Genomic DNA, 15,665 nt, shown 5'->3' with positions numbered 1-15,665 from the left:
CGCCCGGCGCGGGCGGCGAAACCGGGGTCGATGCCCTGGACCGACCAGCCGAAGACGGTGCGCGCGACGTCGAGCGAGAAGCCGAAGCCGCAGCCGATCTCCAGATAGCGGCGGACCTTGGACGGGTCGATGGCGGACAGCGGCTCGGCCATCACGTCGATGCCGGCCCCCTGCTCCAGGTAGAAGGCGAGCGCGGCCTCGGTCGCATGCGCGCTTTCATACTCCGGCTGCCGGAGCGTCGGGAAGAAGGCGGTGCCGCAGCGGCCGCACAGGGCGAGCGGCAGCAGCGGGTTGGGCGGAACGGCCGAATGGACGGTCAGGCGAACGGACTTCGGGCTGGTGTCGGCGCAGGCCGGGCAAACCGCGTCGATGGGCGCGGCGCTGCTGGTGTTCCAGTCGATGTGCATCCTGCTCACAACCTGAAAAGGGTCCGGATCGGCCGGAAAGGGGAGTCCTGCGGCAATAGCAGAATACGCAACGGACAGGCAACCGCGCTGACGCCGCGCTCCGCCGCAAGCCCCCCGTTTTCCTCCGGCCTTCCGGAACGGCGTCCGCCCGGCCGGCCGTCAGCCGCCGCAGCAGCCTGCGACGGGCCAGAGGCTCCCCCAGACGCCCAGAACCTCCACGAGCACGGCCCCGCCCAGGGCCAGGGCGGCGGCGAAGAGGGCGAGGCGCAGGCCGCGGCGCGCCGCGGCCGGGTGCCAGGCGCCGGCCGCGGCGGCCAGCCCCAGAAGAACCAGGGCGTGCATGGGCAGGAAATAGCGCCCCTGGACGCCGTCCACGGTGGCGCCGCCGACCGGCGTGTAGCCGATCCAGAAGACCACCAGGAGGAGGAGCGCGTAGGCCGGCGCCGGAACGAGGCAGCCGACCGCGAAGCCGGGGTCGCGCCGCCGCGCGCCGTCGCACAGGGCGAGGGCCGGCAGCACCCAGAGGGCCGGCAGCACCCAGCGGTCGGACGCGTAGCCGTGCCAGGGCTGGGGGTGGCCGCCGTAGCGCCCGTAGCCGTCGCGCCACCACATCACCGCCCAGTCGCGCACCGTGGCGGCGAACACCCGCAGGGCCTCCAGAGGGTCGGCGCGCAGGCGGGCGAGTTGCGCGGCCGGATCGGCGGCGGTGCCCCAATAGGGTCCCGGGACGAAGGGATAGGCGGCGTTCCACAGGATGGCGACGCCCAGCGCGACGGCGAGGCACAGGCCGCCCAGCGCGACGCGCGACCGTTGGGTGCCCCCGGCGACCGCCGCAGGCAGGTAGAGCACCGCCCCGGCGAAGGGCGCCATGGTGAGCTTGAGCAGGCCCAGCCCCGCCGACAGGGCGACCAACCCCGCCCCCGTCGCCCGGCCGATCGGCGTGCCGCGCTCGCGCAGCCGCCAGACCAAAGCCAGCAGCAGGACGGGCAGGGTCAGGTTCAAGGGATCGGCGCTCAGCGAACAGGCGCTCTGCAGGGCCACCGGCGACAGGGCCAGGGCCAGGACGGCCACCCGGCCGGCCGGAAGCGCCCGCAGGATCGCGGCGACCATCAGGGCGTAGACGGCGAAATTGCCGGCACGCCCCGCCTGCATCTGGCCGAGCGGCCCCAGACCGGCGACGCGGGCCACGGCGACGCCCGCGGCCTGCGGCAGGTAGGCGAGCGGCGCGAAGCTGGCCGAACTGGGAAAGGCCACCACCTCCAGCGCCGGCGGCTGGGCGGCGAGGTGGTCGGACAGGGCCTGGGCCTCCGCGGGGTCGACCGGGCCGTGCTTCTGTATCCGGTCGATGTGGTAGAGCATCTGGAGATAGCCGGCCCGGTCGATCGGACCGCCCCAGGCGTTGGGGCCCAGCGTCTCCGCCAGAATATGGCCGTCGGCGATCTGCAGCACGCGCTGCCAGTGGAAAGCCTCGTCCTGGCCGGCGAAGGGCGGCGTCCGGGCCAGAAGCATCCCGCCGAACAGCAGGGCGTAAGCGGTGGCCAGGACCGCGATCAGAAGTGGCTCCAGCCGGACGGCGGCACCCGTCCGCGCGGGGAACCGGCGGACGAGGGGCGTGCCGCTGGACATCTGGCTTTTCCTGTTCCGTGTTCCCTTGGGCCCGGCCGCGATCCGGAGCGGCCGGGCCCGGTCGGACAGAAGCACAAGGCAGGCTTGCTTGGGAATGGCGAAGCGTCCTCGCCACGCCACCGGAGGGCTGTTAGAGTGCCCGCCCCGCACCCCCCCGACACCACCGCACCGGTTCCAGCCGAAGGCCGAGGCCGGTTCCGCCGAAGGCCGAGGAATGTCCGCCACCCTCCTGCATCTCGATCCCGGCCTGCCTCCCCGCGTTCCGCCACACAACGACCTGGTCTGGGGCTTTTCCGGATGGGCCTGCCGCCCGGGCGTCCGCCTGAGCGCGGCCACGATGGTGGTCGGCGCCGCGCGTTTCCCGGCCGCCGGTCTGAACACGCTCCGGCTCGACGCCGAGGCCGCGCAACGCCGCCACGGCGTCGAGCCGGATCTGGCCTGCGGCTTCTGGGGGCTGGCCACGCTGCCGGCGTCCGCGGAGGGCGGGACGCAGAGCGCGGTCCTGGCGCTGGAATGGACGGACGGCACGCGGGAGGAATGGCCGGCGGGTACGGTGGCCGTCACCGACACGGCGCTCCCGCCGCCGGCCGAACCACCGCTGGCCGAACCACCACTGGCCGAACCACCGGAAAACGCTCCAGCGGCGGGCGGGCCGCTCGTCGCCATCGCCATGGCCACCTACAACCCCGACCGGGCCCTGTTCCGGGCGCAGATCGAGTCCATCCGCTCCCAGACGCACGAGCGCTGGGTGTGCCTGATCGAGGATGACGGGTCCGACGACGCCCATTGGCAAGACATCATCGAGGCGACCTCCGGCGACGGCCGCTTCCGCCCGCTGCGCAACGGCGTCAACCTCGGCTTCTACCGGAACTTCGAGCGCGCGCTGGGCCGCGTCCCGGCCGAGGCGGAGTTCGTCGCCCTGGCCGATCAGGACGACCGCTGGGCACCCGGCCGTTTGGCCGCCCTGGTTGCCGCCCTGGAAAGCGGACCGGCGGGCGGACCCATCCTGGCCTTCGGCAACATGCGGGTGGTGGACGGCGCCGGCCGGGTCGTGTCGGAGACCTTCTGGCCCGGCCTGGACAGCCGGCACGACAGCCTCGACGCGCTGCTGATGGCCAACGCCGTCACCGGCTGCGCCTGCCTGTTCCGGGCCTCGCTGCTGCGGCAGGCCCTGCCCTTCCCGGCGCTCGGCCGGCTCGCCTACCACGACCACTGGATCGCCTGCTGCGCCGCGGCGGAAGGCACGATCGCCTATCTGCCGCAGTCGCTGGGCGACTATGTCCAGCACGGGGCCAACAGCCTGGGCTACCGGCGGCGCCCCGGCCTGCGGCTGGCCGCCAAGCTGTCGGCCGCGCTCGCCCTTGCCCCCGCCCTGGCGCTCGCCGCCCAATCGGCCGCGGGCCGCCGCCGGCTGGCCGGTTCATTGAAACTCCTGGTTTCCGTTCCGGACGCCGAGCTGGTCTGCCGCGCCGCCTTCGCGGAGACCCTGCGTCGGCGCACCGCTTGGGGGGGCGGATCGGAGGGCGACGCGCAGCGGACGGCGACGGACACCTTCCTGCCCGGGCCACGGCCGGGCCGCCGCCTGCTGGCCGCCCTGCTGCGGCGCGGACCGCGCGGACGCGCCTTCCGCGGGGTGGCGGCGCGCCTCCTCACGGGGCTTGTCATCGGGCGGCTGACGGGTTTGCTGGCGCGGCTGCGCCCGCCCTCCGCGGCGGAACGGTAACAAAACTGGGCGGACGCGCCAAAGTTCTTGGCACACTGGCTCACGTTGCGGTAAGCCCGGCAACAGCCCGTCTTGGTTGTTCATCCGGCCTCGTCTTCCGTCTGTTCGGGCCACCCGCCTGTTCGGACCGTCTGTTTTCAGGCCATATGTTTGTTTAGGAATCCAATGCCGAACCTGCCGGATGACTTGCGACTGCTCGAAGCGGAATCGATCGCCATTTTGCGCGAGGTCGCGGCGGCCTTCGCCCGGCCGGTCCTGCTCTACTCCATCGGCAAGGACAGCGGCGTCCTGCTGCATCTGGCGCGCAAGGCCTTCCATCCCGGACGGGTGCCCTTTCCGCTGCTCCACGTCGACACCGGCTGGAAGTTCCGCGACATGATCGCCTTCCGCGACGAGACGGCGCGCCGGCTGGAGCTGGACCTGATCGTCCACATGAACCAGGAGGGCGTCGCACGCGGGATCGACCCGATCCACTCCGGCTCCGCCGTCCACACCCGCGTCATGAAGACGGAGGCGCTGCGCCAGGCGCTCGACCGGTATGGTTTCGACGCGGCCATCGGCGGGGCGCGGCGCGACGAGGAGAAGAGCCGCGCCAAGGAGCGCGTCTTCTCCGTCCGCACCGCCAGCCACAGCTGGGACCCGCGCGACCAGCGGCCGGAGCCGTGGCGTCTCTGGAACACGCGCATCCGGCCGGGGGAGTCGGTCCGCGTCTTTCCGCTGTCCAACTGGACCGAGATGGACGTCTGGCGCTACGTGGCGGCGGAGGGGCTGCCGGTGGTGCCGCTCTACTTCGCGGCGGAGCGTCCGGTCGTCCATCGCGCCGGCACCCTGATCATGGTGGACGACGACCGCCTGCCGCTGAACCCCGGCGAGACGCCGGAGATGCGCCGGGTCCGCTTCCGCACGCTCGGCTGCTACCCGCTGAGCGGGGCCATCGAGTCCGGCGCCACGACGGTGGAGGACATCATCGCGGAGATGCGGGCGTCGCGGACCTCCGAACGGCAGGGACGCCTGATCGACGGCGATGAGCCGGCCTCCATGGAGCGCAAGAAGCGCGAGGGCTATTTCTGATGAACGCCGGCACGAACCCCACTCCCCTTCCCACACGGGGGCTGCTGCGCTTCCTGACCTGCGGGTCGGTGGACGACGGCAAGTCGACTCTGATCGGCCGGCTTCTGCACGACGCCGGGCTGGTGCCCGACGACCAGCTGGCGCAGATGCTGCGCGACAGCCGCGGCCGCACCGACGAGGAGGGCGGGATCGACTTCTCGCTGCTGGTGGACGGGCTGGAGGCCGAGCGCGAGCAGGGCATCACCATCGACGTCGCCCACCGCTTCTTCGCCACCGACCGGCGCAGCTTCATCGTCGCCGACGCGCCGGGGCATGAGCAGTACACCCGCAACATGGCCACCGCCGCCTCCACCGCCGCCCTCGCGGTGCTGCTGGTCGACGCGCGCAAGGGCCTGCTGACGCAGACGCGCCGCCACGCCATCGTCTGCTCCCTGATGGGCATCCGCCACGTGGTGCTGGCGGTCAACAAGATGGATCTGGCCGGCTGCGACGAGTCGGTCTTCGCCGCCATTGCGCAGGACTTCGCGGCCTTCGCCGCCCCGCTCGGCTTCGCCACGGTGACGGCGATCCCCCTGTCGGCCCGGCGCGGCGACAACGTCGTCCACCGCTCCGCCGCCATGGACTGGTATCGGGGCCCCGCCCTGCTGGAGCATCTGGAGACGGCGGCCGTGGAGGACGGGGACGCGCTCGCCGGGCCGCTGCGCTTCCTGGTGGAGTGGGTGAACCGTCCGAACGCGGACTTCCGCGGTCTGTCCGGAACCCTGCTGTCGGGCCGGCTGGCGCCGGGCGACGCGGTGACGGTGTGGCCGTCGGGGCGGCGCGCGCGGGTTGCCCGCGTCGTCACCTTCGACGGCGACCGGCCGCTCGCGCGGGCCGGCGACGCGGTGACCGTGACGCTGGAGGAGGCGGTGGACGCCGCGCGCGGCGACCTGCTGGCCGGCCCGGAGGAGGATGCGGGCGCGACGCCGGAGGTGGCCGACCAGTTCGCCGCGCACCTGCTGTGGATGGCCGAGGAGCCGCTGATCCCCGGCCGCTCCTACCTGCTGCGGATCGGCGCGCGCTGGATGCCGGCGACGGTCACCGCGCTGCGCCACGCGGTGAATGTGGAAACGCTGGAACACACCGCCGCCGCGACGCTGGTCATGAACGCGGTCGGCCTGTGCAACCTGTCCACGGCGGCGCCCCTGGCCTTCGACGCCTACGCGGCCAACCGCCACACCGGCTCCTTCATCCTGGTGGACCGCTTCTCCAACCGGACCGTCGGCGCCGGGATGATCCTGCACCCGCTGCGCCGCGCCGCCAACCTGCACCGCCAGGAGCTGGCCGTCTCGGCGGCGGAGCGTGCCGCAGCCAAGGGGCAGCGCCCGGCGGTCCTGTGGTTCACCGGCCTGTCGGGGGCCGGCAAGTCGACCGTCGCCAACCGACTGGAGCGGCAGCTGCACGCGCTCGGCCACCACACCATGATGCTGGACGGCGACAACGTCCGGCTGGGGCTCAACCGCGACCTCGGCTTCACCGACGCCGACCGGGTCGAGAACATCCGGCGCGTGGGGGAAGTGGCGAAGCTGATGGCGGAGGCCGGGCTGATCGTGCTCTGCGCCTTCATCGCCCCCTTCCGGGCCGAGCGGGAGGCCCTGCGCGCCCTGTTCCCGGAGGGCCTGTTCCTGGAGGTGTTCGTGGACACGCCGCTGGAGGAGTGCATGCGGCGCGACCCCAAGGGGCTCTATGCCAAGGCCCAATCCGGGAGCCTGCGCAACTTCACCGGCGTCGACTCTCCCTACGAGCGGCCGGACGCGCCGGACCTGCGGCTCGACACCACGGCGGAGGACGCCGACGCCCTCGCAGCGCGGGTGGTGGAGGATCTGCGCGCCCGGGGCATCCTCGGCACCTGAACCGAACCGCCTCCACCGGAGCTCCGCGCCCGACCCGTGGCGCGGCGCCACCACGCCCCCCAAATCTCTGGACATCCGGCCGCCGGCACGCGCATTCCTCGCCTTGGGGGCGGGCCGCCCCGGAAAAACGTCACCCAGGGGGACAGCATGGCCGGAATCCGCAGCTACAATCGACGCGTCCTGGTGACCGGCGGCGCCGGCTTCCTCGGTTCGCACCTGTGCGAACGCCTCCTTGCCCGCGGCGACGAGGTGGTGTGCGTGGACAACTACTTCACCGGCTCGCGCACCAACATCGCCCACCTGCTGGGCAACCCGCGCTTCGAAGCGATCCGGCACGACGTCACCTTTCCGCTCTATGTGGAGGTGGACGAGATCTACAACCTCGCCTGCCCCGCCTCGCCGGTCCATTACCAGCACGACCCGGTGCAGACGACCAAGACCAGCGTGCACGGCGCCATCAACATGCTGGGGCTGGCCAAGCGGCTGGACGCCCGCATCCTCCAGGCCTCGACCAGCGAGGTCTACGGCGACCCCGCCGTCCACCCGCAGCCGGAGGAGTATTGGGGCAACGTCAACCCCATCGGCCCGCGGTCCTGCTACGACGAAGGCAAGCGCTGCGCCGAGACGCTGTTCTTCGACTACCACCGCCAGCACCAGCTGGCGATCAAGGTGATGCGCATCTTCAACACCTACGGGCCGCGGATGCATCCCAACGACGGCCGTGTCGTCTCCAACTTCATCATGCAGGCGCTGCGCGGCGAGCCGATCACCGTCTACGGCGACGGCACGCAGACCCGGTCCTTCTGCTACGTCGACGACCTGATCGACGGCATGATGCGGCTGATGGATTCCGACCCCGCCATCACCGGCCCGATCAACATCGGCAACCCCGGCGAATTCACCATGCTGGAACTGGCCGAGCGGGTGATCGCGCTGACCGGCTCGCGCTCGACCGTGGAGCACCGCCCGCTGCCCCAGGACGACCCCCGGCAGCGCCGCCCGGACATCGGCAAGGCCAAGACCCTGCTGGGCTGGGAACCGGCAGTCCCGCTGCCCGAGGGGCTGGCCCGCACGATCGACGATTTCCGCCGCCGCTTCTTCTCCTGAAGCCGGCCACGGGCTCCTGCGAAGTTGGAGTCTTGTCGCGCCCCCCCGGTCCCATGGACGCCGGCCGGGGGCCGATCGTGCCGGATTCCCCGTCGCCACCCGCTCAAACCGAGAACGGCGAGTCGCACGGCGAATCGCCATCACGCCCGATTCGCCACAAAACCGCGATTCGCAAGGCTAGACCTGGAGTTTTGTCGCATCGACCCAAGCTTCCACAGGTGGAATGGGTTATCCCCTGGAGTGTTGTCGCGGGATTCCTGGAGTCTTGTCGCGCGACTCGCGATTCTCTACTGGAGTCTTGTCGCTCAAACAAATAGGTAAATCTAGTAACCTTACAAATAGTCTGCGCGACAAGATTCCAAATTGCCGCCACCAACCCGTCGTGTTATGGATCGAAACCTAAGTTGACCTGGAACAAACGGCGAGAACAGCGCGCTATGGGCCAGTTGCATCGCCTGATCAGTCAGGTGGGCCGCGAGCAGGCGAAAGCACTCCAGAGCGATCCGGATCAGCGCTCGCTGGTCGACATCGCTGCGGCGGTCTTGGAGGAGGAACGGCAAGAGCTTGGCATTACCTATTCAGGTTTTGCCTTGACCGCTCTTCCGCATCGCCGTCTGCCCGACGATCAGCCCTGGGAGCGGCGCGGTCACCGCATTCGTCTGTTGATCGAGCCCGGTCGACTGCCCGTGCGTGGCGGTGGCTTCAAGCTCTACGGCGTTCCTTACGGAAGCCGCGCGCGCATGATCCTGCTCTATCTGCAAACCCGGGCTCTCCAGACCGACAGCCGCGAGGTCGAGCTGGGCCGCAGCATGCACGACTGGCTGGACCGCATGGGCCTGTCCGTGGGCGGCCAGACCTACCGCGACATCCGGGAGCAGGCCTCGCGCATCGCCGCCTGCAACCTGACCTTCGCCTGGGAAGATGCCAACAGCCTGGGGTTCGAGAAGGATTCGATCGTCAAGGGCGGCATCCATTTCTCATCCGAGCACAACTCCCCGCAAGGCACGCTGTGGGAAGACCGCGTCCTGCTCTCCGAAGCCTTCTTCCGCGAACTGAAAGCGCACCCGGTGCCCATTTGGGAACCGGCGCTGCGCCACATCCAGAACAACAGCACGAGCATCGACATCTACATCTGGCTGGCCTACCGGCTGCACAGCCTGAACAAGTCAACCACGATCACCTGGCCGGCGGTTTTCGAACAGTTCGGCGCCGGTTACGCGCGGTTGCGCGATTTCAGGAAACGCTTCATCGAGGCCTTGCAGCTTGCGCTCGCGGTCTATCCCGACGCCCGGGTCGACGTGGAGGAGCACGGCCTGCTCCTGCACCCGTCACCGCCGCCGATTCCCGAACGGAACATGGCTCAGCTGATGCGATGACCCAACGGTCCCAGGCCACCCGGGGCCTCGCGACAAGACTCCAAACGCCCCGGCGGACCGGAGAGCGGCCAAAGGCGGAGGGCACGGCTTTCTTCGCGACAACATTCCAGGTGCAGCGCGCTTCCTGGTCCTCCTGTGATGCTCGCTGACGCCGCCCCCGGACCATCGGTCCTCCTGCTGAGCCGCTACGAGCGGTTGGGCGCCAGCAGCCGGCTGCGTTTCCTCGCCTACCTCCCGGCCTTGCGGGCCGCAGGCCTCCGGGTGACCGAGGCACCGTTGCTCGACGACGAGTATTTGCGGGCGCTCTATACCGGCCGACGGATCGACCGGTCGCGCATCGCCAAGGCCTACGCGCGGCGCCTTGCCGCGTTGCGGTCGGCACGGCGTCACGATCTCGTCTGGTTGGAGAAGGAGGCCCTGCCCTGGTTACCGGCACGCGTCGAAGCGGCGGCGGGGCTCGGCGCGGTTCCCTATGTCATGGACATCGACGACGCCTGGTTCGAGCGCTATGCCCGCCACCGGCTGGCGTCGGTGCGCGCCCTGCTCGGGACGAAGTTCGCGACGCTCGCGCGCAACGCCCGGATCGTGCTCGCCGGAAACCCCTATCTGGCCGACTGGGCGGCCGGCGCCGGCGCCCGCGACGTCCGCATCCAGCCGACCGTCGTCGAGCTGGGGCATTATGCCGCGCTCCCCGTTTCGGAGCGGAAGCCCGGCGATCCGGCAACGGTCGGCTGGATCGGCTCGCCCTCCACGGCGCACTATCTCGCCCCCATTGGCGGCGCGCTTGCCCGGCTCGGCCCGGCGGTGCGGCTGAGGGTGGTCGGGGCGGCCGGCCTCGACCTTCCCGTGCCCGCGACCTTCGTTCCCTGGCGTGAGGAAAGCGAGGCCGAGGAACTGGCCCGCTTCGACATCGGCGTCATGCCGCTCCCCGACGAACCTTGGGAGCGCGGCAAGTGCGGCTACAAGCTGATCCAATACATGGCGGCCGCCCGGCCGGTCGTCGCCTCGCCGGTCGGCGTCAACACCACGCTGGTGCAGGATGGTGTGAACGGCTTCCTTGCGGAAGGCCCGGAGGCCTGGGCCCAGGCGCTCGGCCGGCTGGCCGCCGACCCGGACCTGCGCGCCCGCATGGGAGCGGCCGGGCGCCGCATGGTGGAGGAGCGTTACAACCTCGCCGTCGCCACACCGCCGCTCGTGCAGGCTCTGCGCGAGGCGGTCCGTCCGGCGGCGCCCTGACGGCCGAACCCGGCCCATCCGCGGAATCGTCTGTATGGGCACGGATTTTTCAAGACGCGGCCCAAACAATGTTCAAGGCATCCGGCTTGCGTTCGCTCAATGGCCCGCGTATGCCTGTCGCTGGCCGCACAGGGCGACAGGGCCTGCCAATCGCAACAGTCACTCGGGTTTGACAGCGTGCTGCCGCATAAGAGATACGAAATCGTCAGGTCCTGGACAGCCATCCTCTTCAAAACGGTCGAAGGGCGGATGGCCGTGGATGCAGGCTTGGCGGAACAAAGGCGATTGTGGACTCTTCTATGAAGGACCTGGGTTCCTATAGGTTGCGTCGTCTGCGCCGACCGGTCAGGCTCCTTTCCCCGCAGTCCATGACGTCGACCCTCGGGGCGACTCTGGGCGCGGCCCTGACGCGCGTTCTGGGCGCCGGCAAGGGCGCCGGCCGCTTCTACCGGTACCGGCTGCACCGGATGACGCTGGAGCCGCTGCACGACCTCAAGGCGGATCCGGCGGGCGGATACGAGAGCATCGGCGGCGACCCGGCCTTCCTGCTGCGCTCCGACCGTGGCCGCGCCCCCCGCGACTGGTGCGTGATCTCCTACACGGTGCGCCGCGCGTCGGCCCCGGTCACCCCGGTGCTGTATGTGGACGAGGGTGACGGTTTTACCGACCGATCCGTGATCCGCCTGCCGGTGGACACCACCGGCACGATCCGCCAGCTGGTCTGCCTGCCGCAGGGCACCAGGGCCCTGCGCTTCGATCCGGCGACCCGGCCGCTGTCCTTCGACATCGCGGATTTCACGATCTGCGAGATCGGCAAGGGCAACCTCGTGCTCGACCATATGCGGCGCCACCGGCCGCTTCCCGTCCTGATGCACCTGTGGCGCCACGGCTGGACCGCGACCAAGCAGCGCGTGCTCCAGGAGATGCAACCGGGCAAGACCGCCGATTACGAAACCTGGATCAGGCTGTACGACGCGCTGGTGCCCGAGGAGCTTGCGGCGATCCGGGCCGACGTGGCACGGCTGGCGTGGCGTCCCCTGATCTCCGTCGTCATGCCGGTCCACGACACGCCGGAATCCTTCCTGCGCGAGGCCTTGGAGTCTGTGCTGGAGCAGCTTTATCCCGACTGGGAACTGTGCATCGCCGACGACGCCTCGACCGCGCCGCACGTCCCGGCGCTGCTCGCCGAGTACCAGGCGAGGGACCATCGCATCAAGGTGGTCCGGCGCGCGCGGAACGGCCACATCTCGGCCGCCAGCAACAGCGCGCTGGAACTGGCGACCGGCGAATTCGTCGCCCTGATGGACCATGACGACCGGTTGACGCCGCACGCGCTCTACATGATCGTGGCCGAGCTGAACCGGCATCCCGACGCCGACATCCTCTATTCCGACGAGGACAAGATCGACGCCAGGGGGCGGCGCCACGACCCGTACTTCAAGTCGGACTTCAACCTCGATCTGCTGCACGGCCAGAACATGATCAACCATCTCGGCGTGTTCCGCCGCTCGGTGGTCGAGCGGATCGGTGGATTCCGCGAGGGGTTCGAGGGCAGCCAGGACTACGACCTGACCCTGCGGGCGGTCGAAGCCACCGTCCCGGAGCGCATCCGCCACATCCCGGCGGTCCTCTACCATTGGCGGGTCTTTCCGGAATCCACGGCCTTTTCCATGGTCGATCTGCCGCGGGCCACCGCGGCGGCGCACCGGGCGCTGACCGAGCATTTCCAGCGGCGCGGCGTCCAGGCCAGCGTGGAGGTCTCGCCCTCCACCCACCGCTTCACCCGCATCCGCTACGCCCTGCCCGACCCGCCGCCCCGCGTGTCGCTGATCGTGCCGACGCGCGACAAGGTCGGGTTGCTGAAGGGCTGCGTCGACGGGCTGCTGCAGCGCACCGACTACCCCGACCTCGAAGTCATCATCGTCGACAACAACAGCGAAGAGGCGAAGACCTTCGCCTATTTCGACACGCTGAAGGACGAGCCGCGGGTCCGGATCCTGCGCTGCGAGGCGCCCTTCAACTATTCCGCCATCAACAATTTCGCGGTGGCGCGGGCGACGGGGCCGGTGATCGGCCTGATCAACAACGACATCGAGGTGATCGGGCCGGACTGGCTGACGGAAATGGTCGGCCACGCGCTTCGCCCCGAGGTGGGAGCCGTCGGCGCCAAGCTCTACTACGCCGACGGCACGATCCAGCACGCCGGCGTCATCACCGGCATCGGCGGCGTGGCGGGCCATGGGCACAAGGGGCTGCCACGCGACGCCCACGGCTATTTCAGCCGGGCGCAGCTGACCCAGAACCTGTCCAGCGTCACCGCCGCCTGCATGGTCATGCGCAAGGCGGTGTTCGACGAGGTCGGCGGTCTGGATGACAAGAACCTGGCGGTCGCCTTCAACGACGTCGATTTCTGCCTGCGCCTCCGCGAGGCCGGCTATCTGGTCGTCTGGACGCCCTTCGCCGAACTGTATCATCTGGAATCCGCCTCGCGCGGGCCGGACACGGCCCCGGACAAGGTCCAGCGGTTCAACGCCGAAGCCGCCTACATGAGCCGGCGCTGGGGGGACCGGATGGCCCGCGACCCCTACTACAACCCCAACCTGACCTTGGATTCCGAGGATCTCGAGTTGGCCTTTCCTCCGCGTGTCACGAAGCCCTGGTTCGACAAGGAAAGCACCTGACCCATGGACGTCATCTCTCTTGCCATTCCCGACGTGAAAATCATCCGCCCCAAGAAGTTCGGCGACTCCCGCGGCTTCTTCTCGGAAACCTACAGCAAGAAGGCGTTCGAGGCGGCCGGGCTGCATTACGATTTCGTGCAGGACAATCAGTCCCTGTCGGCCGAGGTGGGCACGGTGCGGGGCCTGCATTTCCAGCTGGCGCCCTTCGCGCAGGACAAGCTGGTGCGCGTGGTGAAGGGTGCGATCCTGGACGTCGCGGTGGACATCCGGAAGGGCTCGCCGACTTACGGGCAGCATGTCAGTGCCGTCATCAGCGCCGAGGAATGGAACCAGATCCTGGTCCCCATCGGCTTCGCGCACGGATTCTGCACGCTGGAACCGGACACGGAAGTCATATACAAAGTGACGAATTTCTACTCGGCCGAGCATGACCGCGGCCTTCTGTGGAACGATCCGGATCTGGGGATCGACTGGCCCGTCGCGGCCGACAAGGCCCTGCTTTCGGACAAGGACCGCAAGCAACCCCGCCTCGCCGACCTCGGCGACTGGTTCTGACAGGATAACAGGTGCCTCAATGAAGAAGATCATTGTCACGGGGGGAGCCGGTTTCATCGGCTCCGCCGTCGTCCGTCAGCTCCTGGCCGAAACCGACGCCTCCGTCGTCAACCTCGACAAGCTGACCTACGCGGCCAACCTGTCCTCGCTGCCGGGCGCGGCCGAAAATCCCCGCTACGCGTTCGAGAAGGTCGACATCTGTGACGGTGACGAGCTGCGCCGGGTCTTCGCGGAGCACCAGCCGGACGCCGTCATGCATCTGGCCGCGGAGTCCCATGTGGACCGCTCCATCGACGGGCCGGGCGAGTTTATCCAGACCAACGTGGTCGGCACCTTCCGCCTGCTGGAGGCGGCGCGCGGCTACTGGACGTCGCTGCCGGCGGAGAAGCGCGCGGCCTTCCGCTTCCACCACATTTCCACCGACGAGGTCTTCGGCACGCTGGGCGACGACGGCTTCTTCACCGAGACGACCTCCTACAGCCCGAACTCGCCCTACTCGGCCAGCAAGGCGTCGAGCGACCATCTGGTGCGGGCGTGGCACGAGACCTACGGGCTGCCCGTGGTCCTGACCAACTGCTCGAACAACTACGGCCCTTACCATTTCCCGGAAAAGCTGATCCCGCTGATGATCCTGAAGGGTCTGAAGGGGGAGCCGCTGCCGGTCTACGGCAAGGGCGACAACATCCGTGACTGGCTCTACGTCGAGGATCACGCCCGCGCCCTGCGGCTGGTGCTGGACAAAGGTGTGATCGGCGAAAGCTACAACATCGGCGGCTACAACGAGCGCACCAACCTGGACGTGGTGCGGACGCTGTGCGCGCTCTTGGACGAGCTGGCCCCGGCCGGCGCGCCGCACGACCGGCTGATCACCTTCGTCGCCGACCGGCCGGGCCACGACAAGCGCTACGCCATCGATGCCTCCAAGATCACCCGCGAGCTGGGCTGGACGCCGCAGGAGACCTTCGAGACCGGCCTGCGCAAGACCGTGGAGTGGTACCTGGAGAACCGGTCCTGGTGGGAAGCCATCCTGAACGGCTCCTACCGCGGCGAGCGGCTGGGGCTCGACGCGGCATGAAGATCCTCATCCTCGGCACCAGCGGGCAGGTCGGCACCGAACTGATGCGCGCCGCCTGGCCGCAGGGCACCGACCTGGTCGGGCTGGCCCGGCCGGACGTCGACATGGCCCGGCCGGAGACGGTGGAGGCGGCGATGGCCGCCCACGCCCCCGACCTCGTCGTCAACGCCACCGCCTACACCGCCGTGGACAAGGCCGAGGGCGACCGCGAGGCGGCCTTCGCCGTCAACCGCGACGGCCCGGCCCGGCTGGCGGCGGCCTGCGCCGCGCGCGGCGTGCCGCTGGTCCACATCTCCACCGACTATGTGTTCGACGGCACCAAGCCGGCCCCCTACACAGAGGACGACCCGGTCGCCCCGCTCGGCGCCTACGGCGCCAGCAAGGAGGCCGGCGAGGCGGCGGTGCGCGCCGCGCTGCCGCATCATGTCATCCTGCGCACCTCCTGGGTCTACGCCGCGCACGGGGCCAACTTCGTCAAGACCATGCTGCGCTTCGGGCGTGAGCGGGAGGAGATGCGCGTGGTCGCCGACCAGCACGGCGCGCCGACGGCCGCCGCGGACATTGCCACCGCCATCGTGGCCATCGCCGTGCGGATCGCCGCGGCGAAGGACACAGGACGCGACGTTCCCTGGGGCACCTACCACTTCACCGGAACGGGCGAGACGACCTGGCACGGCTTCGCCGAGCGCGTTTTCCAGCGGCTGGAGGCGGCCACCGGCCGGCGTCCGCGCCTGCTGGCCATCACCACGGCGGACTATCCCACCCCCGCCCGTCGCCCGGCCAATTCGCGGCTGGACTGCGGCCGGATCCGGACCGCGTTCGGCATCGAGGCCCCGCGCTGGGAAGACAGCCTGGACCGCGTGCTCGACGCGTTGCTTTCCCCCACCGCATCCTAGAACGACCTCACGACAGGCGG

At 69.9% G+C, this 15,665-nt stretch carries 11 protein-coding genes and 1 pseudogene; 10 read left to right on the top strand and 2 right to left on the bottom strand.

Annotated elements, in window-relative coordinates:
• Nucleotides 1-407 (bottom strand): annotated as a pseudogene (locus tag FBZ83_RS26325) (hypothetical protein); the annotation flags it as partial.
• A 159-nt stretch (nt 408-566) separates the two neighbouring features.
• Nucleotides 567-2,033 carry a DUF2142 domain-containing protein gene (locus FBZ83_RS26320; protein ID WP_145689780.1) on the bottom strand — a complete coding sequence of 489 codons (1,467 nt, stop codon included), beginning with the start codon at nt 2,031-2,033 and terminating at the stop codon, nt 567-569.
• A gap of 214 nt (nt 2,034-2,247) precedes the next feature.
• On the opposite strand from FBZ83_RS26320, the gene FBZ83_RS26315 reads away from it, so the two are divergent.
• The 10 genes from FBZ83_RS26315 (at nt 2,248) to rfbD (ending at nt 15,645) form a co-directional block, all read left to right on the top strand.
• A complete protein-coding gene (locus FBZ83_RS26315; RefSeq protein WP_186466194.1) occupies nt 2,248-3,756 on the top strand; it encodes a glycosyltransferase in 1,509 nt (502 codons plus the stop codon).
• 165 nt (nt 3,757-3,921) lie between these two features.
• Nucleotides 3,922-4,827 carry a sulfate adenylyltransferase subunit CysD gene (gene cysD / locus FBZ83_RS26310; protein ID WP_145689778.1) on the top strand — a complete coding sequence of 302 codons (906 nt, stop codon included), beginning with the start codon at nt 3,922-3,924 and terminating at the stop codon, nt 4,825-4,827.
• Nucleotides 4,827-6,719 (top strand): adenylyl-sulfate kinase, encoded by a 1,893-nt coding sequence (gene cysC / locus FBZ83_RS26305; protein ID WP_145689777.1) that lies wholly within the window; start codon nt 4,827-4,829, stop codon nt 6,717-6,719. The genes cysD and cysC overlap by 1 nt, the downstream gene beginning before the upstream one ends.
• 147 nt (nt 6,720-6,866) lie before the next feature.
• Nucleotides 6,867-7,826 carry a UDP-glucuronic acid decarboxylase family protein gene (locus FBZ83_RS26300; RefSeq protein ID WP_145689776.1) on the top strand — a complete coding sequence of 320 codons (960 nt, stop codon included), beginning with the start codon at nt 6,867-6,869 and terminating at the stop codon, nt 7,824-7,826.
• Nucleotides 7,827-8,263: 437 nt separating this feature from the next.
• The gene (locus FBZ83_RS26295) at nt 8,264-9,202 is read left to right on the top strand and encodes a replication protein RepA (RefSeq protein ID WP_094305486.1); all 939 of its coding nucleotides are present in this window, start codon (nt 8,264-8,266) and stop codon (nt 9,200-9,202) included.
• Between the two features lie 138 nt (nt 9,203-9,340).
• Nucleotides 9,341-10,438, top strand: a complete 1,098-nt coding sequence (locus FBZ83_RS26290) for a glycosyltransferase family 4 protein (protein WP_145689775.1) — start codon at nt 9,341-9,343, stop codon at nt 10,436-10,438.
• A gap of 368 nt (nt 10,439-10,806) precedes the next feature.
• On the top strand, nt 10,807-13,119 hold the full coding sequence (locus FBZ83_RS26285) for a glycosyltransferase family 2 protein (protein WP_247888482.1): 2,313 nt from the start codon (nt 10,807-10,809) through the stop codon (nt 13,117-13,119).
• A 3-nt stretch (nt 13,120-13,122) separates the two neighbouring features.
• Nucleotides 13,123-13,674 carry a dTDP-4-dehydrorhamnose 3,5-epimerase gene (rfbC, locus tag FBZ83_RS26280; RefSeq protein WP_145689773.1) on the top strand — a complete coding sequence of 184 codons (552 nt, stop codon included), beginning with the start codon at nt 13,123-13,125 and terminating at the stop codon, nt 13,672-13,674.
• Nucleotides 13,675-13,693: 19 nt separating this feature from the next.
• Nucleotides 13,694-14,749, top strand: coding sequence for a dTDP-glucose 4,6-dehydratase (gene rfbB, locus FBZ83_RS26275; RefSeq protein WP_145689772.1), 1,056 nt, complete (start codon nt 13,694-13,696; stop codon nt 14,747-14,749).
• A complete protein-coding gene (gene rfbD, locus FBZ83_RS26270) occupies nt 14,746-15,645 on the top strand; it encodes a dTDP-4-dehydrorhamnose reductase (RefSeq protein ID WP_145689771.1) in 900 nt (299 codons plus the stop codon). Before rfbB ends, rfbD begins: the two co-directional genes overlap by 4 nt.
• The last annotated feature ends 20 nt before the right edge of the window (nt 15,646-15,665 follow it).

Origin of the sequence: Azospirillum brasilense, assembly GCF_007827815.1 — a bacterium.
In the GTDB taxonomy this organism is placed as follows: domain Bacteria; phylum Pseudomonadota; class Alphaproteobacteria; order Azospirillales; family Azospirillaceae; genus Azospirillum; species Azospirillum brasilense_C.
The sequence above is the reverse complement of the archived record's forward strand: the minus strand, read 5'-3'. Positions and strand labels throughout refer to the sequence as shown.

Coding starts and splice junctions, on each gene's coding strand:
- FBZ83_RS26300 (WP_145689776.1), top strand. CDS start 6,867: ATGGCCGGAATCCGCAGCTACAATCGACGCGTCCTGGTGACCGGCGGC.
- cysD (WP_145689778.1), top strand. CDS start 3,922: ATGCCGAACCTGCCGGATGACTTGCGACTGCTCGAAGCGGAATCGATC.
- rfbB (WP_145689772.1), top strand. CDS start 13,694: ATGAAGAAGATCATTGTCACGGGGGGAGCCGGTTTCATCGGCTCCGCC.
- rfbD (WP_145689771.1), top strand. CDS start 14,746: ATGAAGATCCTCATCCTCGGCACCAGCGGGCAGGTCGGCACCGAACTG.
- FBZ83_RS26320 (WP_145689780.1), bottom strand. CDS start 2,033: ATGTCCAGCGGCACGCCCCTCGTCCGCCGGTTCCCCGCGCGGACGGGT.
- FBZ83_RS26290 (WP_145689775.1), top strand. CDS start 9,341: ATGCTCGCTGACGCCGCCCCCGGACCATCGGTCCTCCTGCTGAGCCGC.
- rfbC (WP_145689773.1), top strand. CDS start 13,123: ATGGACGTCATCTCTCTTGCCATTCCCGACGTGAAAATCATCCGCCCC.
- cysC (WP_145689777.1), top strand. CDS start 4,827: ATGAACGCCGGCACGAACCCCACTCCCCTTCCCACACGGGGGCTGCTG.
- FBZ83_RS26295 (WP_094305486.1), top strand. CDS start 8,264: ATGGGCCAGTTGCATCGCCTGATCAGTCAGGTGGGCCGCGAGCAGGCG.
- FBZ83_RS26315 (WP_186466194.1), top strand. CDS start 2,248: ATGTCCGCCACCCTCCTGCATCTCGATCCCGGCCTGCCTCCCCGCGTT.
- FBZ83_RS26285 (WP_247888482.1), top strand. CDS start 10,807: ATGACGTCGACCCTCGGGGCGACTCTGGGCGCGGCCCTGACGCGCGTT.